Source organism: Streptomyces sp. rh34 (assembly GCF_002551245.1).
GTDB lineage: Bacteria > Actinomycetota > Actinomycetes > Streptomycetales > Streptomycetaceae > Streptomyces.
Genome location: NZ_NTGZ01000129.1, coordinates 1 through 20,666, shown reverse-complemented (window position 1 = coordinate 20,666; position 20,666 = coordinate 1). Strand labels below are relative to the sequence as shown.

Here is a 20,666-nt window from a genome sequence, read left to right as displayed (position 1 = left end):
GGCTCACGGCTCCCGGGCCCCGCAGTCGGCTGCTCGCCCTGCCCGGCGGCCGCGCCGCCGGCCGCGAACCGGACCGGCCCGGGGTCCCGGCCGTCCCGGACCGTCCGCGGAAGCCCGGCGACCGCCCGATGCCCAAGCCCTCCGAGGTCTTCCCGCCGCGTCGCAGGCCCGCGCCGCCGCCCCCGTCCGAGGAGCGGGCCGCCGGCTGATCCCCGCGCGTCGGCCCGACGCGGCGGCCTTCCACCGGGAGGTCGCCGCGTCGGGCCGTTCCGGGCTCGTTACTCTGGACGGCATGGACTACGTATCCGCGCTCGTGCCCCCCGTGGTGATGGCCGTCTTCTTCATCGCCCTGATCGTGATCATCGTCAAGAGCCAGGGCGGTCCGAACAAGACCAAGGAGGACGGCGCGGTGGACGCGGCGTTCGCCCGCGCGGAATCCGTAAAGCAGACCGCTCGTCCGGAGAATGTCTGATCGCGGCAGCGGTCCGCCCACCCGGCATCTTCCCGACGCGCGCCCCCGGAGCGCACGACTCATCAGAGACGTGCGCTCTTTTGCTGTGTAAATACCAGAACATTCGGGACATCTGGCACTAAAATGATCCCGTGCCCCGCCAATTGGGAGACCTCGAAGACGCCGTGATGACACGCGTCTGGCAATGGAACCGACCGGTCACGGTGCGGGAAGTCCTTGAGGACCTTCAGCAGGAACGGTCCATCGCCTACACGACCGTGATGACGGTAATGGACAATCTCCATCAGAAGGGCTGGGTGCGCAGGGAAGTCGACGGCCGGGCCTATCGATATACGGCCGTCTCCACCAGGGCCGCCTACTCGGCCGCACTGATGAACGAAGCCTGGTCACGCAGTGACAACCCCGCCGCCGCGCTTGTCGCGTTCTTCGGCATGATGTCCGCCGAACAGCGCGAAGCGCTGCAGGACGCTGTTCGCATGGTTTCCCCCAACCCTGCCGAAACCCCCGGCAACCCCGCGGAACCGACCGCCGGCGCCGCCGGAGATGACGCCCCGGCCGATGACGCGACGCCGGAGAGCGGGCGATAGCGTCGGGGCATGTCCCCAGAGCAGCCGCAAAGCGATCCGGATACCGAACTCCATACCGACCCGTCGGTAAATAAGCCCGCCATCACCGTCCGGCGGGCCAGGACGAGTGATGTCGCCTCCGTGCGACGACTCCTCGACGGGTACGTGTCCGGGGGCATCCTGCTCGACAAAGCGACCGTCACCCTTTACGAGGACATCCAGGAGTTCTGGGTCGCGGAACGCGACGAGGACGCGACGGTCATCGGCTGCGGCGCACTTCATGTCATGTGGGAAGACCTGGCGGAAGTGCGGACCCTGGCCGTCGACCCCCGCCTCAAGGGCGCGGGAGTCGGGCATCACGTACTGGACAAGCTCTTGCGGACCGCGCGATGGCTCGGTGTCCGCAGGGTTTTCTGTCTCACCTTCGAAGTGGACTTCTTCGCGAAGCACGGCTTCGTCGAGATCGGAGAGACGCCCGTCGACACCGATGTCTACAGTGAGCTGCTGCGTTCCTACGACGAGGGCGTCGCGGAGTTCCTCGGTCTCGAACGAGTGAAGCCCAACACCCTGGGCAACAGCCGGATGCTTCTGCACCTGTGACTGCAGAAGGACCTGCAACCCTATGTCCGAATCGCGCACGTTTCCCGGCTTCTCGGGCTGCTGAACCTCTCCAGGGGGTTTGTGTTTTCGAGGGAAAAGCGGTTTCCTTTCCGCGTACTCTATTTTCGATGAAAGGAAATCCCGTGGCACAGAAGGTTCAGGTCCTTCTTGTCGATGACCTCGACGGCGTCGAGGCCGATGAGACCGTCACGTTCGCTCTTGACGGCAAGACGTACGAGATCGACCTCACCACGGCCAACGCGGACAAGCTTCGCGGCCTTCTCGAGCCCTACACCAAGGGTGGACGTCGCACCGGTGGCCGTGCCGCCACGGGCCGTGGCAAGGGCCGCGCCGTGACCGGCGGTAACAAGGACACCGCGGAAATCCGTCGGTGGGCGCGGGAGAACGGCCACAATGTGAATGACCGCGGCCGCGTTCCCGCCGAGATCCGCGAGGCTTACGAGAAGGCCAACGGCTGATCCGCTCCACCCCTTGCCGGCGCCCCGGAACGGGCGCGTGACAACCGGACCCGATGGCATTCGGTGGCCGCGGCGTCCACCAGGCGTACGAGATCGGGGGCACCCCCACCGCTGCTCCCGAAGCCCGCGAGGGCCGGCAGCCCCGGCCCGGGCACACGCCTCGGCTCTGGGGGCCGCAGCCACACAGCGGCCCCCGGCGAGTCCCCCGGGGCGCCCGGGAGAGGCGGGGCCGTGACGCGGCCCCCCGCGCCCACGGCGGTCAGGTCCAGCGCGACCGGGCCCCACTCCAGCCAGTCGAGCAGCCCCGGCAGCTCATCGGCGCCGCCCGCGGCGACCAGCAGCCCCATCCGCGTACCGGACAGCAGCACGGGACCGGTGCGCACACCGCGCCGCAGCACGGCGTGACCGGCCTCGGCGGGCAGCTCCAGCACATCGAAGAGCGCCCCGGTGAGCAGTCGCAGCGGAGTCCGTCCCGCGGTGGTCCAGCCCAGCTCCCTCGCGTACCGCCGGGCGAGTGCGGCATCGGCGGAATCCGGGGCGGCGTCGGGTGACGATCGGGGCTGAGGGACGGTGGGAGTCATGCCCGATGAACCGCCGAACCACCCCCGGAGTTACGCAGGGTTCGCGAACGATCACGTTCCGTCCCGGCCGTGGGGACGTGCGAGAGCATTCAGCAGCGCAAGGATGTTCGCCCGTAGCGGAGGGAACCGGGGCGCGCCGCATGGACTGTCAGTGATTGCGGGTAAGACTTTCCTAGTGGGAAGGGGCGACACGCTGGCCGAGGCGTCTCACGTTCGCCATCGGCGTACTGGCGAAAGGGGTATCTGCCTGGCCTGCGGGAACATCGTCTCGCACCATCGGGTTGGAGCAGTTGTCAGCTGTTCGGCAGTAAGAATCCCCGCCCGGCGCGGGGTGATCCGGACGGATGTCGGCAGTTGGAATGAGCTGTCCCGTCCTGCGGGACTAGCATGCGGAAGGACTGGGAGGGGACCGACCCCTCACTGACCGACCGCTCTGAGGAGCGATTAACGATGTTCGAGAGGTTCACCGACCGCGCGCGGCGGGTTGTCGTCCTGGCTCAGGAAGAAGCCCGGATGCTCAACCACAACTACATCGGCACCGAGCACATCCTCCTGGGCCTGATCCATGAGGGTGAGGGTGTCGCCGCTAAGGCCCTGGAGAGCCTCGGGATTTCGCTCGAGGCGGTCCGCCAGCAGGTGGAGGAGATCATCGGGCAGGGGCAGCAGGCTCCTTCCGGGCACATCCCCTTCACGCCGCGAGCCAAGAAGGTCCTGGAGCTGTCGCTCCGCGAGGCTCTTCAGCTGGGCCACAACTACATCGGCACCGAGCACATCCTGCTCGGCCTGATCCGCGAGGGCGAGGGCGTCGCCGCCCAGGTCCTCGTGAAGCTGGGCGCCGACCTGAACCGGGTCCGGCAGCAGGTCATCCAGCTGCTTTCCGGGTATTCGGGCGGCAAGGAGGCGGCCACCGCAGGCGGTCCCGCCGAGGGCACGCCCTCCACGTCCCTGGTGCTCGACCAGTTCGGCCGGAATCTCACCCAGGCCGCTCGTGAGTCCAAGCTCGACCCGGTCATCGGGCGCGAGAAGGAGATCGAGCGGGTCATGCAGGTGCTGTCCCGCCGGACCAAGAACAACCCGGTTCTCATCGGCGAGCCCGGCGTCGGCAAGACGGCGGTCGTCGAGGGCCTGGCCCAGGCGATCGTCAAGGGCGAGGTGCCCGAGACCCTCAAGGACAAGCACCTCTACACCCTGGACCTCGGCGCCCTGGTCGCCGGCTCCCGGTACCGGGGTGACTTCGAGGAGCGCCTGAAGAAGGTCCTCAAGGAGATCCGCACCCGCGGCGACATCATCCTGTTCATCGACGAGCTCCACACGCTGGTCGGTGCGGGTGCCGCGGAAGGCGCCATCGACGCGGCTTCGATCCTGAAGCCCATGCTGGCGCGCGGTGAGCTCCAGACCATCGGCGCCACCACGCTCGACGAGTACCGCAAGCACCTGGAGAAGGACGCCGCTCTTGAGCGCCGCTTCCAGCCCATCCAGGTCGCGGAGCCGTCGCTGCCGCACACCATCGAGATCCTCAAGGGCCTGCGCGACCGTTACGAGGCCCACCACCGGGTCTCCATCACGGACGAGGCTCTGGTCCAGGCCGCGACCCTGGCCGACCGGTACATCTCGGACCGCTTCCTGCCGGACAAGGCGATCGACCTGATCGACGAGGCCGGATCGCGCATGCGCATCCGCCGGATGACCGCGCCGCCGGACCTCCGCGAGTTCGACGAGAAGATCGCGGGTGTCCGCCGCGACAAGGAGTCGGCCATCGACTCCCAGGACTTCGAGAAGGCGGCTTCCCTCCGCGACAAGGAGAAGCAGCTGCTGGCGGCGAAGGCCAAGCGGGAGAAGGAATGGAAGGCCGGCGACATGGACGTCGTCGCCGAGGTCGACGGCGAGCTCATCGCCGAGGTCCTGGCCACGGCCACCGGAATCCCGGTCTTCAAGCTGACGGAGGAGGAGTCCTCCCGTCTGCTGCGCATGGAGGACGAGCTCCACAAGCGCGTCATCGGGCAGAAGGACGCCATCAAGGCCCTTTCGCAGGCGATCCGCCGTACGCGAGCCGGTCTGAAGGACCCGAAGCGCCCCGGTGGCTCGTTCATCTTCGCCGGCCCGTCCGGTGTCGGTAAGACCGAGCTCTCCAAGACGCTCGCCGAATTCCTCTTCGGCGACGAGGACGCGCTGATCTCCCTCGACATGTCGGAGTTCAGCGAGAAGCACACGGTTTCGCGTCTCTTCGGCTCGCCCCCCGGCTACGTGGGCTACGAGGAGGGCGGCCAGCTCACCGAGAAGGTCCGCCGCAAGCCGTTCTCCGTCGTCCTCTTCGACGAGGTCGAGAAGGCCCACCCCGACATCTTCAATTCCCTGCTCCAGATTCTGGAGGACGGTCGCCTGACCGACTCCCAGGGCCGGGTCGTGGACTTCAAGAACACGGTCATCATCATGACGACCAACCTCGGGACCCGGGACATCTCGAAGGGCTTCAACCTGGGCTTCGCCGCCCAGGGCGACGTCAAGACGAACTACGAGCGGATGAAGACCAAGGTCAACGAAGAGCTGAAGCAGCACTTCCGGCCGGAATTCCTCAACCGTGTCGACGACACGGTCGTCTTCCACCAGCTGACCGAGGAAGACATCATCCAGATCGTCGACCTCATGCTCGCCAAGGTCGACGAGCGTCTCAGGGACCGCGACATGGGCATCGAGCTCAGCGGCGAGGCCAAGATGCTGCTCGCGAAGAAGGGCTACGACCCCGTGATGGGCGCCCGGCCGCTGCGCCGGACGATCCAGCGGCAGATCGAGGACATCCTCTCCGAGAAGATCCTCTTCGGTGAGCTGCGTCCCGGTCACATCGTGGTCGTGGGCACCGAGGGCGAGGGTGACGACAAGACGTTCACCTTCCGCGGCGAGGAGAAGTCGGCTCTGCCGGACGTCCCGCCGATCGAGCAGGCGGCAGGCGGCGCCGGCCCGAACCTCACGAAGGACGCGTGACGCGCGTGTAGGGCGTGAGCCCGAGCGTGTGTGAAGGGGCTGCCCCGGAACCGGTTTCACCACCGGCCCGGGGCAGCCCCTTTTCTCGCCCGCGGCGAGACCCGGGTCAGTAGGTGAGGACCCTGAGCCGGTCGCCCAGCTGCTCCCACCCGAGGATCAGCGGGGTGTGGCCCCTGCGGACCGTCACCCGGAGGTCGGGCGACGCGAGCAGGGGCGTCAGGTCGAGCTCGGGGGCCGAGCGGCGTGCGGTCAGGGTGAGGTGGGTGAGCCCGGGGAAGAGGAGACCGGGCAGTGTCAGGTGCTCGCTGTTCTGCGGGGCCGTGATGGTCAGCTCCCTGAGCGACGGGACCGGACGGTCGTCGGCGACCAGCCCCTTCCAGGAGGTGAGGCCGAGCCTGAGCCGCTCGATCCGGCCGTGCTGCCGCACCGCGGCCACCGCGTCGTCGAGCGAGACGGCCCGGGAGACCTGGAGGTCCCGAAGGGACTCCCAGGCGGCGAGGCCCTCCAGGGCCACCGGGCGGTCGCTGCTCACTTTCAGGTGCGTCACCCCGGGATGGACGGGGAGCCCGCTCACCCGGCCCGACGCGAGGCGGCTGATCTCCAGATAGCTCAGCGCTGGAAGACCGGTGACCGGGGCCAGGAAATCGGCCGGCCAGCTCATCATGTCCACGCTCAGTGCGACGAGCGAAGGCAGCGCGGCCAGAGGCGCGAGGCTCTGCACCATGGGGCAGGTGTCCAGCCCCAGCTGCTGGAGCGTGCCCGCCTGCGCGCCGAGCGCGGAGAGGTCGGTGACATGCGGATTCATGTGGAGGTAGAGAACTTCCAGCCGGAGTTCCGCGAGCGCCGCACGGAGCTCCTCCTGCGGCAGTTCGCCGGAGACGACGAGGTGTCTCAGGGACGGCAGACGGCGCAGGGCGCCCAACTGCGCCCGCTGCGCCAGCACGAAGTGCTCGGCCAGGTCGTAGTGGGCCAGCACACCGGCGGCGAACTCCTCCGGCGGGAAGGCGGACCAGTTCGTCGCCAGGCGGCTGACCGCCGACGGATGCGCGGCCGACCATTCCCGGGCGTGCGGGATGGCCGCGCTGCCGCCGATCCTGCCGAGCAGCTGCACCACGTGCCGGGCGAGCGGGCCGTCGGCCGGCAGGCTCCCCGGCGGGGGCAGGAAGCCCAGCGCCGCCTCGCCGAGCCGGGCGAGCGCGTGCACCTGGTCGTCGTCGGCGGGCGGGAACAGCGCTTGCACGGTGCGCCGGACCCGTTCCCGTACCGGGCCGTCCAGCCAGGCCGCGTGCTGCGCGCACAGAGCGGCGAGGACATGCAGGGTGGTGCGCTGGGCGGACCCCTCCGCGTGCGCCTCGCCCACGTCCAGTAACCCGCCCACCAGAACGGCGAGTTCGCGTCGGCCGCAGTGGCCGGCCGCCAACAGGATCACGTCCTGCCAGGGTTCCTCGTCCGCGTGCCGCAGCAGCTCGCCGAGGTGATCGTCCTCGATGAGCTCCTTCGCGGCCAGATAGTCCTGGAACGTGCGGTGGATGAACTGATAGACGTCGTCGCCGTGTTCCCGCAGGAGGCCGCTGCGGTTGAGCAGATGGGCGAGGATCCTCTCCGGCGGTCCCTGCGCGCTCACCCGCTCCATCCCCGCCAGCCCGCGCGCGAGTTGGCGCAGCGCCTGCTCGCGGGTGCACTCCGACTGGCCCTCGCGGACCAGCCACACGGCGACGCGCTGGAGGAGCTGGGTGTGCTCCTCCAGCTCCAGGTCGATGCCCTCGGGGGCCCCGATCCGGCGGCGCCGGTCGCGGTTGCCGAGGAGCATCTCCAGCGCCGAGCGGTACAGCTGCCAGCGGGTCTCCGGGAGGAAGCCGTCGCGGCGGCGGTGCAGGGCGCAGATCACCGCGCAGAGCAGCGGCGTGCGGGCCAGGTCGCGCAGCGTGGGGTTCTGCGCGAACTGGCGGGAGAGATCGCGTTCGAGTTCGTCGAGCCGTTCGTGGTCGTCCTGCTCGGACAGCCGGGCGGCCCGGTGCCAGGAGGACACGAAGGTCTGGATGTCCTCGTTCCGCATCGGCAGCAGCCGCAGCTCCTCGAACCCCTCGGACCGCAACCAGTCCGGCTCGACGGCGAGCGGTCGTACGGTCGCGACGCACCGGGTGTCCGGGTAGCGGGCCAGGAGCTGCGCGAGCCAGACGTGCGCCTGTTCGCGGTCCTCCGGTGGTACCTCGTCCAAGCCGTCCACCAGCAGTAACGCCCGCCCGGAGTCCAGGACCCGCCCCGCCCAGCCCTCCGGGGCCGCATCGATCACCAGACCCGCCGCACCCGACAGCTCCGCCGGGCTCGGGAACGTACCGCCACGAGCGCGCAGCGTGCGCAGCGGCACCACGAACGGGATCAGTCCGTTCAGCGGGGCCAGCGCGTCGGCCAGGGTCCGGGCCGAGGCGTGGGCGGCCAGCCACCACAGCAGCGTCGTCTTGCCCGCGCCCGCCTCGCCGCGCAGCAGGACCCGGGGACGGTCGGAGAGGAGGGCTTCGACGCGCTGGGGGAGCGACCGGGCGGGGCTGGTGGCGCCGGCCGAAGGGGCCTGCGCCAGGGCCTCCAGGCTGAGGTAGGCGGTGTCCAGGTCCCACTCGGATTCGTGCCGGCTCAGCTCGTCCAGGCCGAAGATCTTCGTACGGCGGTAGGCGACGCCGAGCGCCCGGGCGTACTCCGCCTCGTACCGCAGATCTCTCGGGAAGCTGCCGTGGACGCGTTCCTGGCGCGGGTCGACCCCGGTCCGCTGGTAGACGAGGCGGAAGGGCTTCGCCGCCAGCACCGGGGCGAGCGGGACGCACTCGACCCGGCGGCCGTCGCGCTGCCGCGGGACCTGCCGGGCGACGCCCAGGAGCACGTCCCCCATGAAGACCGGGCCGCCGGAGAGCCCGGACAGCGCGGCCGGCTCGTCGTCCGGGCGCGTGGCGGGCGGGCCGTCCAGATCGCAGACCAGCAGGTCGCGGACGCGGCCCGCCATGGGCAGCACCGTCGCCGTGTACTGGTCCGCCTCCAGACGCTGGTCGCGGCCGTAGCGCTGGACGCGCGGGAAGCCGGTGATCTCGCACCCGGGTATCGCCTGGCGGGTGTCGACCACGCCGAGCCGTACGGGAGGGACGGGCCGCACCGGCTCGATGGCCTGGAGGAGCGCCACGTCCAGGCGGTAGTCGATCCAGGCGACGGTGGCCCGTACACGGTCCGGGAGGGCGGGGTGGGCGATCAGGACGGCCCCGGACTTGACCACATGGGCGCAGGTCAGGACCAGCCGGTCGGTGAGCAGCACGCCGCTGCCCTGCTGGATCCCGGAGACGACCACCGTGCGGTCGGCCGGCGCCACCGTGCTCACGGCCGCGCCGCCCCGTCACCGAACCCCGCAGTCGACCCGTCGTCCTCCGTCCCGATCTCCCACGCCTCGCCCGTCGCGGCGTTGCGCGGGGTCAGGGTGAAGGCCACCTTGTGCGTGCGGCCCGTGGTGCGGGCCGCGTCCGCGCCCGCCTCGACCACCCAGGCCTTCACTTTGCCGCCCGCCCTGGCCTCCCGGCGCAGTTCGAGGGTGAACTCCATCTGGATGTCGCCGACCGCGAAGGAGACCGGGTGGTCCGTGGCCCGGGTCGCCGCTTCGATGAGCTGGTTGCGGATGGACGCGACGGCATCGGCGAGCTCGATGCCGTCCAGTGCGTGGGTGTTCTCGGCCGTCATGGGGTCCCCCGGGGTGCGGTGCCGCTTTCCCGTCAGCGTAGTGAAGCGGCGGGCCGAAGGTCCCGAATCGGAAGGACCTGGGTCCCACCGGCGGTGACAAGGCGCACAGCCCGAAACAGGCCTACTACCCGGGCTAGGGGAGGGGGCTGTGATCGGCCGCGGGACCTTCGGCCCGGCGGCGGCGGGCCCTTCCGAGGCTCTGGGCGATACGGCCTATTCGCGGTGCCATGTCCGGAAAAGCGCCCATGGAGCAGGCGTTAAACGTCTTCCGTCCGAAGGATTTCGCAGCCCGGGCCGACTCCCCACCGGGGGACAAGCGCGATGAATTCCCCCGACCCCCTCTACGGCTTTTCTTCGTAGATGGGGTGTTTGAGCACCGGCGGGGGTGCGGGTTACCAAGGTGGAGCAAGCCCGGACAGCACGCCGGGTCCACTCACCTTCGGAGGACTTCCTCGTATGAAGCGCGCAACGAACCAGCACTCCATCCGCCCGTCCGCCTTCCGCGTCCGTGGCGCCGTCCTGGCCGCCGGCCTGGGGGCGTCCGTGGTGCTGGGTGCCGGATCGGCGTTCGCGTCCAGCGGCGGTGAAGCCGCTGCCGCTCCGCTCGCCGCCGCCGCGGCCGCCGACTCGGTCGCCCAGCAGGCGACCGCGCAGGGCAAGGCCGCCGAGGCGGCCAAGAAGGCGTCCGCGAAGAAGGCCTCCGACGCGAAGAAGAAGGCCGAGGACAAGAAGAAGGCCGCGAAGAAGAACGCCGCCTCCTGGAAGTCCCCGGTCAAGAAGTACACGCTGAGTGCCAGCTACGGCACCGGCGGCGCCCGCTGGGCCGCCAAGCACTCCGGCCAGGACTTCGCCGTGCCGGTCGGCACCGACGTCGTGGCTGTCCACAAGGGCACCGTCGTGAAGGCCGGCCCGAACGGCGCCGGCGACGGCCCCGCGTACGGCAACGCCGTCGTGGTCAAGCACTCCAACGGCAAGTACTCGCAGTACGCGCACCTGTCGAAGGTCAACGTGAAGATCGGCCAGACCGTGAAGACGGGCCAGAAGATCGCCCTGTCCGGCAACACCGGAAACTCCAGCGGCCCGCACCTGCACTTCGAGATCCGCACCACCCCGAACTACGGCTCGGCGCTGAACCCGGCCGCGTTCCTCCGCTCGGTGCACGTCTCCATCTGATCCACCGGACACCCCCTGACCGCGCGGCCCCGCCGGAGCCCGGCATCGGCCGGAACCCGGCGGCCGCGCAGCACAACCGAAGAGCGTTCAGTGGACCCGCTACACCCCGGTACCCGGGGCGTGCGCCCGGGTCACCCGACCGACGGCGACGTCGAGGACAGCCTCACGGCTCACTCCTCGGGGTCGCCGTCGGCGTTTCCCCGCCCGACATGCCCGCGGCTCAGTCGGATGTCTGCCGCTGGTCCACCATCCGCAGCACCGGGAAGCTCCCGGTGACCGTCGGCGCGTGCTCCGGCAACCACAGCACCGCGATCGCCCCGCCCGTGCCCTCCGCCGCGCCCGAGGGCGCCGCGTTGCGGAAGGTCAGCCGGGCCCCCAGCACCCTCGCCTGGCCCGCCGCGATCGTCAGGCCGAGACCGTGCCCGTGCCCGGCCCGGTCCATGCTTCCGGTACGGAACCGGCTCGGCCCGTCCCGCAGCAGCTCCTCCGGGAATCCCGGACCGTGGTCGCGGACCCGCACGACCCGGCCCTCGACCGTGACCTCCACCGGGGTCGAGCCGTGCTTGGCGGCGTTCCCCAGCAGATTGCCGAGGATGCGCTCCAGCCGGCGCGGATCGGTGGAGACCCACGACTCGTGCACCACCCGCACGGTCACCTCGGGGTTCAGCAGTCCGATCCGACGGCTGACGAACTCGCCGAGCGGCAGCTCCTGGAGCTCCGCCCGCTCCGAGGCGCTGTCCAGGCGGGCCACCTCCAGCACGTCCTCGACCAGCGTCCGCATCGCCTGCGCCCGGTCCCGTACCAGCTCGGTGGGGCGGCCCGGCGGCAGCAGCTCGGCCGCCGTGAGCAGCCCGGTCACCGGCGTACGCAGCTCATGGGCGATGTCCGCGGTGACCCGGCGCTCCGCCTCGATCCGCTCGTTCAGCGCGTCGGTCAGCGCGTCGACCGCCCGGGCCAGTTCGTCGGTCTCGTCGCGGACGACCCCGCCGACGGCCTCCCTGACCCGCACATCCGTCTGTCCCTCGGCGACCCGGCCCGCCGCGGCCGCCGCCTTGCGCAGCCGGCGCGAGAGCTGGCCGCCGATGAGGACCCCGAGCGCGCAGCCGCCGAAGACCACCGAGACCGAGCCGATGAGCAGGGCCCGGTCCAGGTCGTCCATGATCGTGGCGGAGCGGTCCGCGAACCGGGAGTGCAGCGAGAGCACGTCCCCGCCCGCCAGCGGGACCGCCGCCCAGACCTCGGGGACCCCGTCGGGGCGCTGCATCACATGGGTGGCCCGCCGGTTCTTGCGGACCTCGTCGCGCAGGCTCGGCGGGATCGTCGGGTCGTTGAGCTTCGCCCCGAACTTCGGCCCGCCCTTCTGCATGTTCGTCGCCTCGTAGAAGCGCTGGGCGCCCAGCAGCCGCTCCAGCTGCACCTCGCGGGCGTTCTCGATCATCGAGACGCGGGCCGCGTTGTGCACCACGAGGCTCAGCGCCACCGCGACGAGCGCGCCGACCGCCGCGATGGCGATGCTGATCTTCCAGCGGACTCCGGTCCGCAGGGCCAGTCGCTTCATGCGCGCCCCACCGGCCGCTTCGTCCTCGCGGGCCGCCTCATCCGCGCAGCTTGTAGCCGAAGCCGCGGACCGTGTCGATCCGGTCCTGCCCGATCTTGGTGCGCAGCCGCTGGACGTGGACGTCCACGACCCGGGTGTCGCCGCCCCAGCCGTAGTCCCAGACACGCTCCAGGAGCTTGTCGCGGGACAGGACGGTCCCCGGCGCGGACGAGAACTCCAGCAGCAGCCGCATCTCGGTGGGCGTCAGCGCCACCTGCTCACCGGCGCGCCGTACCTCCATACCGTCCGTGTCGACCTCAAGATCACCGAAGACCAGCACCCCGCCGAACGCCTCGGCGTCCCCGTCCGCCCCGCCCTGGCCCGGCCCGTCCGGCCCGGCCGCGTGGCCGAAGCGGCGCAGCACCGCCCGGATGCGGGCGACCAGGACCGCGCCGTCGAAGGGTTTAGTGACGTAGTCGTCCGCCCCGGCCTCCAGGCCCAGCACCACATCGATCGAGTCGGCCCGCGCGGAGAGCATGATCACCGGGACGGTCGACTCGTCCCGGATACGGCGGCACAGGCTCACCCCGTCCAGGCCCGGCACCATCACGTCGAGCAGGGCGATGTCCGGCCGGTCGGCGCGGAACGCCTCCAGACCGGAGAGCCCGTCGGGCATCGCGGTGACCATGAAGCCGACCCGTTCCAGGGCCAGCTGGGTGGCCTCGCGGATGACGTCGTCGTCCTCGACGAAGAGGACGTGGGTCTCGGCCATGGGGCTGCTTCTCGCTTTCGGTTCCCGCCCGGTTCCACCGGCACGACTTCGTTCCTGCCCGGTTTCAATTCCTGCCCTGCTCCACCGGCGTCTCCGACGGAACCGGTTCCACCGGATCCACCGGCTCGGACTGCACCGGCAGATCGCCGTCCGTGCCCTCGACGGCACGGCTGAAGTCGTTGTGCACCCGGTCGTGCTCGGTGAACCGGTCGCTCGCCCAACGGTAGGTGACCACCTCCGAGCCCGACGGGTACGCCAGCGGATCCTTCGACCCGTAGACCTGGGTCGTCACCACCAGGTCGCCCCGGTCGATCGTTCCGTAGACGGCGGGGACCTCGGCCACGAAGACGTTCTCGTACGAGCCGTCGTCGTCCGCCCGGTACACATACGTTCCGACGCCCACCGAGTCGGCGCAGCTCATCACGTTGACCACCACGTCGGCGGCCCGGCCGCCCGTCATCGACCCGTAGGAGGTGTCGACCGGGTAGGCCTTGCCCGCGCAGGGCTTGAGCCCGTCCCTGACCTGCTCCCCCACCTTGGGGTCGCCCTTGAGGAGCCGCACGGCGTCGACCCGCCGGACGGGCGGGGTCGTGCCGGAAGGGCTGGCCTGGGGGGTGATCTGGGCGACCGGCTGACTGCCGGCGGGGCCCTCGTCCCGGGTGCCGGTGCCGCCGGTGGAGCAGCCGACGCCGAACAGGCCGAAGGCGACGAGTCCGGCCAAGGCCGTGCCACTCGCCGCCATACCGCTCCGGAGCCCCCGGCCCCGGCCCGATCTGCCCGGGTCGTCCCCGTCGTCCGGGCCCCCGGAACCACTCAGGGAGGAACCACTCAAGGAGGAATCACTTGAGGCAGTGCCGCTCCCGGAAGGGCTGCCCGGGGATGCGTCCCCGAAGCCGCCCCCGCCGCCGCTGCTGCCGCTCAGGCCGCGCACCGCTCCATCCCCCGCTCGTCGTGACGCCCGTTCCGCTGCGCCGGTGTGTGTGCCCTCGCCCCCGGCACCGTCGTCACGGGCGACCGCTGTGCGGGGACACGGGCGGAGGTGACCGGCGCCGCGCCCCGGTGGCCCCCGGTCTCCCGGGCGACCGCCTCGCGGCTGACCAGCTCACGGCTCTCCAGCTCCTGGCGCAGTCGTGCCAGGGCCCGGTGCAGCGTGCTCTTGACCGTACCGGCCGACATGCCGAGCGCCGCGGCCGTCTCCTCCGTGCTCATCTGCTCCCAGTGTCGCAGCACCACGACGCTGCGCTGCTTGGGAGCCAGAATGCCCAGGATGTCCATCAGCAGGGCGCGGTCGGCGCGCTGCTCGCTGCCGTCCTCGACACGCGCGTCGGGCAGCTGCTCGGTCGGGACCTCTTCGAGCTTGCGCGCCCGCCACCACTCCGTACGGGTGTTGATCATGACGCGGCGCAGATAGGCGTCGGCCAGGGACTTGTCGGCGATGCCGTCCCAGCGGCCGTAGGTGCGCACCAGGGCGGTCTGCAGCAGGTCCTGGGCATCCACCGGGTCGGGAACCAGACGGCGCGCGCTGCGCAGCAGCGCCTCCTGCCGTGTGCGTACGTAGTCCTCGAACGCGAGCACCTCGCCCTGCGCCATGACAACCGCCTCCGTCGCCGAAATCCCCGTGTCGCTGCCGGGCCGCGGGTGTTCCGCGGTCCGGCCGTCCTGCTGTCGGAGACGCTACGGAGGCGTTGTCACGGCGATGTGCGGAGCAGCCGTAGGCCGGTGCACGGCTGTCCATCGGTTGTGTAACAGTGCGGGAGAAGACGTTTCCCCGGGACCGGGGACCGGCGCCAGGGACTGCGGATTCGGGGCGGGACGGGGCGTCAGGTGAGCGGCAGCCGGTACCGGCCGTCGGCCAGCGGCTCGACCAGCCCGTCGGCCACCAGCCCGTCCAGCGCACGGGCCCGCTGCACCGGCTCCTCCCACACCGCGTCCAGCGCGGCCTGGGCCACGGGGCTCACCGAGTCCCGCAACACCGCCAGCAGCCGCCCGCGTACCTGACGGTCGGTGCCGGCGTACGTCTGGCCCTTGCGCGGTGGCCCCTGGTGCGCGGGCTTCCCGGCCAGCCGCCAGGCACACCGCGAGGCGATCGGGCACCGGTCGCAGTCCTCGTTGCGCGCGGTGCACACGAGGGCGCCCAGCTCCATCGTGGCCGCCGCCCAGCGCGCCGCCCGCTCGTCCTCCTCGGGCAGCAGCGCCCGCGCGAGCTTGCGCTCGGCGGCCGTGGTCGCGTTCGGCGGGTACTGGACCCCGGACGCGGCACGGGCGAACACCCGGCGGACGTTCGTGTCGAGCACCGCGTGCCGCTGTCCGTACGCGAACGAGGCCACGGCCGCCGCCGTGTACTCGCCGATCCCGGGCAGCGCCAGCAGCTGGGCGTGCTCGCTCGGCACATCGCCGCCGTGCCGTTCCGTTATCGCCTGCGCGGCCCCGTGCAGGCGCAGCGCACGGCGCGGGTAGCCGAGCCGGCCCCAGGCGCGGACCGCCTCCCCGGGCGCCTCGGCGGCGAGGTCGGCGGGGCGGGGCCAGCGGGCGAGCCACTGTTCGTACACCGGGAGGACCCGGCTCACCGGGGTCTGCTGCAGCATGAACTCGCTGACCATCACACCCCAGGCGCCCGCTTCGGGGCGGCGCCAGGGCAGATCGCGGGCATGCTGCTCGAACCACCCGATGACGGGGGTGTGGAGGGAGGCGGCGGGGGGCGTCTGTGTCGAAGTCATGGCAGTCATCGCACCGACGATCCTGGCACGGAAGAGGGAGCGGCGGTCACGGGCGCGAGGGTGTCGGCCCACGCGGCGGCCCAGGGGGTGACAACGCCACCCGTTCTGTCCCTTGTGGCCGGATACCTGTGATGGTGACCGGATCCCCGTGATGATGATCGGCAAAACTTGCGGCCGGAGCGGCGGGTGGGGCCTGAGTCGGCCCGGATCTCTCGTAGAGTTCGGGCCGTGGGATCTATGCGCAATCCGGTCGGTCCGCTTCCCTCCAGCATCTACTGGCGACGAAGGGCGGTAGCGGGACTTCTGGTTGCGCTGCTCGCCGTGCTGGTCGCCTGGGGTGTGACGTCCGCGGGCGGTGGAGGAAGCCGGGACGACGGCAAGTCCGGCGGCTCCGACCCGGTCGAGTCGATCACTCCCGGGCCGTCGGGCTCGGGCCCCGCGATCAGCCAACAGCCGGGCGGCCGTGACGAGTCGGGCTCGGGTGAGGACGGCGGCTCCGGGGGCTCGGCCGGTTCGGGCGGCTCCGACGGTGGCGCGAGTGACGGCGGTTCGTCCGACGGGGCGTCAACAGGCGGTGCGGACACGGCCGGTTCGGGCGCGGGCGGCGGAGGCACGGCGGGCCTGCAGGTCCCGGCCGGCTCCCCGCTCCCGGAGTGCAAGCCCGCCGCGGTGCGGTTGAGCCTGCGGACGAAGGTCAGTTACGGCCCCGACGACAAGCCGAAGTTCGAACTGATCGCGAAGAACACCTCGTCGGCCACGTGCAAGGCCGACCTCGGGCCGAAGAGCGCGGTGCTCACGGTCACCGAGGCGGGTGGCGAGGACGACGACCCGGTCTGGTCCTCGAAGGACTGCCCCGCCGCGGCCGGTCCGCTGTTCCTGAAGGTCCCGGCGGGCGCGACGGTGATCCACACGGTCGACTGGAACCGCACGCTGTCCGCCCCCGGCTGCGCGACCCCTCCGGCGGGCAAGGCCGGCCCGGGAACGTACCTCCTGGAGGCGAAGATCCCCGGCGAACCGGTCCAGCGAGCCTCGTTCGTCCTCGCGAAGGACTGACCGAGCCCCAGCCATCTCCAGCCCGTCCGGCGCTTGAGGACGGACCGTCCAGGCGGACGAGCGACGCGCCTACGGGGCCGGGCGGGCCCGGCAAACCCAGCCTGTCCGGCGTTTGAGGACGGGCCCCTCGGCGCGGGCGGGCGACGGGCCTGCGGGGCCGGGCAAGCCCGTATGAGCACCGCCCGTCCAGGCCCGGGGTTCCGTCCTCAACCGCCGGACGGGCTGATCGTGGTCGGGGTCCGGTCCTGAAGCGCGCCGGGCGGCACGCGAAAGAGGGCGCCCACCCGGACGCCCTCACCCGCGGCCGGCCTCAGACGTACCGCTCCAGGATCGACGACTCCGCCAGCCGCGAAAGCCCCTCCCGCACGCTGCGCGCCCGCGCCTCGCCGACGCCGTCCACCGTCTGGAGGTCGTCCACGCTCGCCGCCAGCAGCTTCTGCAGACCGCCGAAGTGCTCCACCAGCCGCTCGATGATCGCCCCCGGCAGCCGCGGCACCTTCGCCAGCAGCCGGAAGCCCCGCGGGGACACCGCCGAGTCCAGCGTCTCGGGCGAGCCGCTGTAGCCCAGCGCCCGCGCCACCACCGCCAGCTCCAGCAGCTCCGTGTGGCTCAGCGCGTCCAGTTCGGTCAGCGCCTCGGCCACCGTGCGCGACCGCTTCGCCGTCGGCTCGGGCACATAGTCCCGGACGACCAGCTCCCGCTCCGGCTCCACCCCGGCGATCAGCTCGTCCAGCTGGAGGGAGAGCAGACGTCCGTCGGTGCCGAGCTCGACCACGTACTCCGCGATCTCCGTGGCGATCCGCCGCACCATCTCCAGCCGCTGCGCCACCGCCGTCACGTCCCGGACGGTGACCAGGTCCTCGATCTCCAGCGCGGACAGCGTGCCCGCCACCTCGTCGAGGCGCAGTTTGTACCGCTCCAGCGTGGCGAGCGCCTGATTGGCCCGGGACAGGATGGCGGAGGACTCCTCCAGGACCCGGCGTTCCCCGTCCACGTACAGCGCGATCAGACGCATCGACTGGGAGACGGAGACGACGGGGAAGCCGCACGCCTTGGAGACCCGGTCCGCCGTACGGTGCCGGGTGCCCGTCTCCTCCGTGTGGATCGAGGCGTCGGGGACCAGCTGCACACCGGCCCGCAGGATCTTGGTCATGTCCTTGTCGAGGATCAGCGCCCCGTCGAGCTTGCACAGCTCGCGCAGGCGCGTCGCCGTGAACTCCACGTCCAGCACGAATCCGCCGGTGCACATCGACTCGACGGTCTTGTCCATGCCCAGCACGATCAGCCCACCGGTATTGCCGCGGAGAATGCGCTCCAGGCCGTCCCGCAGGGCCATTCCGGGCGCCACCGCGCTCAACGAGGCGCGCATCAGCGCCTCGTTACCGGTGCCTTGGCCGGACTTTCCGGGCGTCGTCGCCCGGTCGTTGGCTGCCACTGCACTCCTCCGGTCACAGGTTGCGGTGCCCTTGCGTCCCCCATGCCGTGTCCACGGGCGGGCGAGACCAGGGCAAAGTCTACCGGCGCGCGCTCTCCTCCTGTGGTGCCTCCTGACGAGACCGGCGCGGGAGGACCCGCAGAGCATCGCCCATGTCGGCGACTTCGGTGACCTTCATACCGGCCGGGACTCTTCCCGGGTCGGTCGGAACGAGCGCGTGGGTGAAGCCCAGACGGTGCGCCTCGGCCAGTCTGCGCTGCACCCCGGTGACCCTCCTGACCTCGCCCGCGAGCCCCACCTCACCGATCGCGACCAGGTTCTTCGGGAGCGGGGTGTCGCTGGCCGCGCTGGCCAGCGCGAGCGCGATCGCCAGGTCCGCGGCGGGCTCGGTGAGCTTCACGCCACCCACCGTCGCGCTGTAGATGTCCCGCTTGCCCAGCGCGGTGATCCGGCCGCGCTGCTCCAGCACGGCGAGCATCATCGAGACCCGGGAGGTCTCCAGACCGGAGGTCGTGCGCCGGGGCGAGGGGATCTGCGAGTCGACGGTGAGCGCCTGCACCTCGGCGACCAGGGGCCGCTTGCCCTCCAGCGTCACCGTCAGACAGGTGCCCGGTACCGCCACGTCGCGGCGGGTCAGGAAGAGGCCCGAGGGGTCGGCGAGTCCGGTGATGCCCTCGTCGTGCAGCTCGAAGCAGCCGACCTCGTCGGTCGCCCCGTAACGGTTCTTGACGCCGCGCACCAGACGCAGCCGGGCATGGCGGTCGCCCTCGAAGGACAGCACGACGTCCACCAGGTGCTCCAGCAGCCGGGGCCCGGCGATCGCGCCGTCCTTCGTGACGTGGCCGACGAGCAGCGTGGCCATCCCGCGCTCCTTGGAGGCCCGGATCAGCGCTCCGGCGACCTCCCGGACCTGGGCCATCCCGCCCGGCGCGCCGTCGATCTCGGGCGAGGCGACCGTCTGCACCGAGTCCAGGACGAGCAGCGAGGGCTTCACCGCGTCCAGATGGCCGAGCACCGCGGACAGATCGGTCTCCGCCGCGAGATAGAGGTGGTCGTTGATCGCCCGGATCCGGTCGGCCCGCATCCGGACCTGGCTCGCGGACTCCTCGGCGGTCACATAGAGCGTGCGGTGGTCGTCGCTCGCCGCCTTGGCCGCCACGTCCAGCAGCAGTGTCGACTTGCCGACCCCCGGCTCGCCCGCCAGCAGCACGACCGCGCCCGGCACGAGCCCGCCGCCGAGCACCCGGTCCAGCTCACCGACGCCGGTCGAGCGGGCGGTGGCCTGCCGGCTGTCGACCTGGCCGATCGGCACGGCCGCCGTGGAGACCCGGCCGGCCGCGGTGGTGCGCACGGCGGGGGCGCCGCCGAACTCCTCGACCGTCCCCCACGCCTGGCACTCGGGACAACGGCCGAGCCACTTGGCGGTGGTCCAGCCGCATTCGGTACAGCGGTAGGACGGCCGGTCCTTCGCGGATTTCGTACGGGCAGCCATGGCGCCACCGTATAGGTGGGGTACGACAACGCCTCCCGGGCGGCGGCGTGCGGGGCCCTGCCGCGCGCAGGGCGCACGGAAGCACTCCGGAGCACTTCGTGCGGAATCCATGATCCCTGTCCTCTTTCGAGGGATACGTTCACCCGTAAGGATTAAATGTGCTCCAGGGGCACTTGAGGCATGTGCTCCTCTGCCTACGGTCGCCGGGTGACGAGCAGCAGACTGGAGACCCCGACGCACACCACCGGCGCACACCGGGCGCACCGCCGAACACCCCACGCCCCGGCACAGCGGCCGCCCGCACGTTACGAGCCGTATCTCGACGGACTCTTCACCTACTGCCTCTCCGCGCTCTGCGACCACGACGCGGCCGTCGAGGCGCTCGGCGCCGTCCTGGCGGTCGCGGAACGGCAGGACGCCCGGGGGCCCACGGGCGAGGAGGAACGTACATCCTGGCTGTACGCGCTGGCCCGCTGGACCTGCCTGCGCAGTCTCACCGAGCGGGGACGCGGCCACCGGGCCCACCGCCGCCCCTCCGAGACGGTCAAGCCGCCCCGCACGGCCAAGGCCTCCGCCACGCGGAAGCGCTCCGAGGCCTCCGCGTCGCCCCGGCACCAGGGGGCGCACACCGCCCGGCGCACGCCGGAGCACACCTTGCCCGCCACCCCCGAGGACGCCGTCACGCCCGCCCCCTTTGAGTCGCCGGCCGCCGAAGCCCGCCGCCGGGAGCTCGCCACGCTCGCCTGGCCCGAGGCCGCGGGCACCACCCCGGAGCAGCGCGAAGCCCTCGAACTGGCCGTACGCCACCGGCTCGCCCCGCGTGCCGTCGCCGCCGTGCTCGGCCTGGAACCGGCCACCGCCCGGGAGCTGCTGGCCGGCGCGGCCTGCGAGGTGGAGCGCACCCGCGCGGCCCTCGCCGTCGTCGAGACCGGCGACTGCCCCACCGTCGTCCGGCTCACCGGCGACCACCGGGTGCTGCTCTCGGCCGCCCTGCGCCGCGAGCTCGTCCGGCACGTCGACGACTGCCCCCGCTGCCGCCGTGCCGCCGAGCGGGCCGATGCCGCGGGGCCCTGGCCCGGAGCGGTCCTGGCTCTGT

Annotated in this window: 17 protein-coding genes and 2 pseudogenes; 9 read left to right on the top strand and 10 right to left on the bottom strand. The window is 71.6% G+C overall.

Annotated features, from left to right (window positions below):
- The 5 genes and pseudogenes from CR470_RS22580 to CR470_RS22560 all read left to right on the top strand — a co-directional run.
- Positions 1-209 (top strand): annotated as a pseudogene (locus CR470_RS22580) (hypothetical protein); the annotation flags it as partial.
- Between the two features lie 83 nt (positions 210-292).
- Positions 293-472, top strand: a complete 180-nt coding sequence (locus CR470_RS22575) for a hypothetical protein (protein ID WP_097869373.1) — start codon at positions 293-295, stop codon at positions 470-472.
- A 167-nt stretch (positions 473-639) separates the two neighbouring features.
- On the top strand, positions 640-1,059 hold the full coding sequence (locus tag CR470_RS22570; RefSeq protein ID WP_373561436.1) for a BlaI/MecI/CopY family transcriptional regulator: 420 nt from the start codon (positions 640-642) through the stop codon (positions 1,057-1,059).
- Positions 1,060-1,068: 9 nt separating this feature from the next.
- Positions 1,069-1,638 (top strand): amino-acid N-acetyltransferase, encoded by a 570-nt coding sequence (locus CR470_RS22565; RefSeq protein ID WP_257138876.1) that lies wholly within the window; start codon positions 1,069-1,071, stop codon positions 1,636-1,638.
- Positions 1,639-1,781: 143 nt separating this feature from the next.
- A complete protein-coding gene (locus tag CR470_RS22560; protein WP_097869371.1) occupies positions 1,782-2,117 on the top strand; it encodes a histone-like nucleoid-structuring protein Lsr2 in 336 nt (111 codons plus the stop codon).
- On the opposite strand, the gene CR470_RS22555 is transcribed toward CR470_RS22560, so the two are convergent.
- On the bottom strand, positions 2,096-2,698 hold the full coding sequence (locus CR470_RS22555; protein WP_097869370.1) for an SCO3374 family protein: 603 nt from the start codon (positions 2,696-2,698) through the stop codon (positions 2,096-2,098). The two genes, CR470_RS22560 and CR470_RS22555, sit on opposite strands and share 22 nt — an antisense overlap.
- A gap of 450 nt (positions 2,699-3,148) precedes the next feature.
- Between CR470_RS22555 and CR470_RS22545 the strand changes: the two genes are divergently transcribed.
- Positions 3,149-5,677 carry an ATP-dependent Clp protease ATP-binding subunit gene (locus tag CR470_RS22545; RefSeq protein ID WP_097869369.1) on the top strand — a complete coding sequence of 843 codons (2,529 nt, stop codon included), beginning with the start codon at positions 3,149-3,151 and terminating at the stop codon, positions 5,675-5,677.
- Positions 5,678-5,783: 106 nt separating this feature from the next.
- Here CR470_RS22545 and CR470_RS22540 read toward each other — a convergent pair whose 3' ends face one another.
- Entirely contained in the window at positions 5,784-9,038 is a 3,255-nt protein-coding gene (locus CR470_RS22540; protein WP_097869368.1) for a serine protease, read from the bottom strand.
- Positions 9,035-9,391, bottom strand: coding sequence for a trypco2 family protein (locus CR470_RS22535; RefSeq protein ID WP_097869367.1), 357 nt, complete (start codon positions 9,389-9,391; stop codon positions 9,035-9,037). The genes CR470_RS22540 and CR470_RS22535 overlap by 4 nt, the downstream gene beginning before the upstream one ends.
- Before the next feature lie 456 nt (positions 9,392-9,847).
- Between CR470_RS22535 and CR470_RS22530 the strand changes: the two genes are divergently transcribed.
- The gene (locus CR470_RS22530; protein WP_097869366.1) at positions 9,848-10,564 is read left to right on the top strand and encodes a M23 family metallopeptidase; all 717 of its coding nucleotides are present in this window, start codon (positions 9,848-9,850) and stop codon (positions 10,562-10,564) included.
- A gap of 220 nt (positions 10,565-10,784) precedes the next feature.
- Here the strand turns inward: CR470_RS22530 and cseC are convergent, their stop codons facing one another.
- From cseC to CR470_RS22505, 5 genes are all read right to left on the bottom strand, one after another.
- A complete protein-coding gene (gene cseC / locus CR470_RS22525) occupies positions 10,785-12,122 on the bottom strand; it encodes a two-component system sensor histidine kinase CseC (RefSeq protein ID WP_097869365.1) in 1,338 nt (445 codons plus the stop codon).
- A 37-nt stretch (positions 12,123-12,159) separates the two neighbouring features.
- Positions 12,160-12,873: a two-component system response regulator CseB gene (cseB, locus tag CR470_RS22520; protein ID WP_097869364.1), complete on the bottom strand. Its 714-nt coding sequence runs from the start codon at positions 12,871-12,873 to the stop codon at positions 12,160-12,162.
- A gap of 64 nt (positions 12,874-12,937) precedes the next feature.
- Positions 12,938-13,615, bottom strand: a complete 678-nt coding sequence (locus CR470_RS22515; protein WP_097869363.1) for a hypothetical protein — start codon at positions 13,613-13,615, stop codon at positions 12,938-12,940.
- A 176-nt stretch (positions 13,616-13,791) separates the two neighbouring features.
- A complete protein-coding gene (locus tag CR470_RS22510; protein WP_097869362.1) occupies positions 13,792-14,463 on the bottom strand; it encodes a SigE family RNA polymerase sigma factor in 672 nt (223 codons plus the stop codon).
- A 230-nt stretch (positions 14,464-14,693) separates the two neighbouring features.
- Complete coding sequence (locus CR470_RS22505; protein ID WP_032793704.1) at positions 14,694-15,599, bottom strand: A/G-specific adenine glycosylase; 906 nt, start codon at positions 15,597-15,599, stop codon at positions 14,694-14,696.
- Between the two features lie 312 nt (positions 15,600-15,911).
- Here CR470_RS22505 and CR470_RS22500 point away from each other — a divergent pair, with 312 nt between their 5' ends.
- Entirely contained in the window at positions 15,912-16,643 is a 732-nt protein-coding gene (locus tag CR470_RS22500; RefSeq protein WP_097869361.1) for a hypothetical protein, read from the top strand.
- A gap of 310 nt (positions 16,644-16,953) precedes the next feature.
- Here the strand turns inward: CR470_RS22500 and disA are convergent, their stop codons facing one another.
- Together disA and radA are read right to left on the bottom strand one after the other, a co-directional pair.
- Positions 16,954-18,078 carry a DNA integrity scanning diadenylate cyclase DisA gene (disA, locus tag CR470_RS22495; protein ID WP_007456913.1) on the bottom strand — a complete coding sequence of 375 codons (1,125 nt, stop codon included), beginning with the start codon at positions 18,076-18,078 and terminating at the stop codon, positions 16,954-16,956.
- Between the two features lie 79 nt (positions 18,079-18,157).
- Positions 18,158-19,570 carry a DNA repair protein RadA gene (gene radA / locus CR470_RS22490; protein WP_097869360.1) on the bottom strand — a complete coding sequence of 471 codons (1,413 nt, stop codon included), beginning with the start codon at positions 19,568-19,570 and terminating at the stop codon, positions 18,158-18,160.
- 207 nt (positions 19,571-19,777) lie between these two features.
- Between radA and CR470_RS22485 the strand changes: the two are divergent.
- A pseudogene (locus tag CR470_RS22485) lies at positions 19,778-20,666 on the top strand (hypothetical protein); the annotation flags it as partial.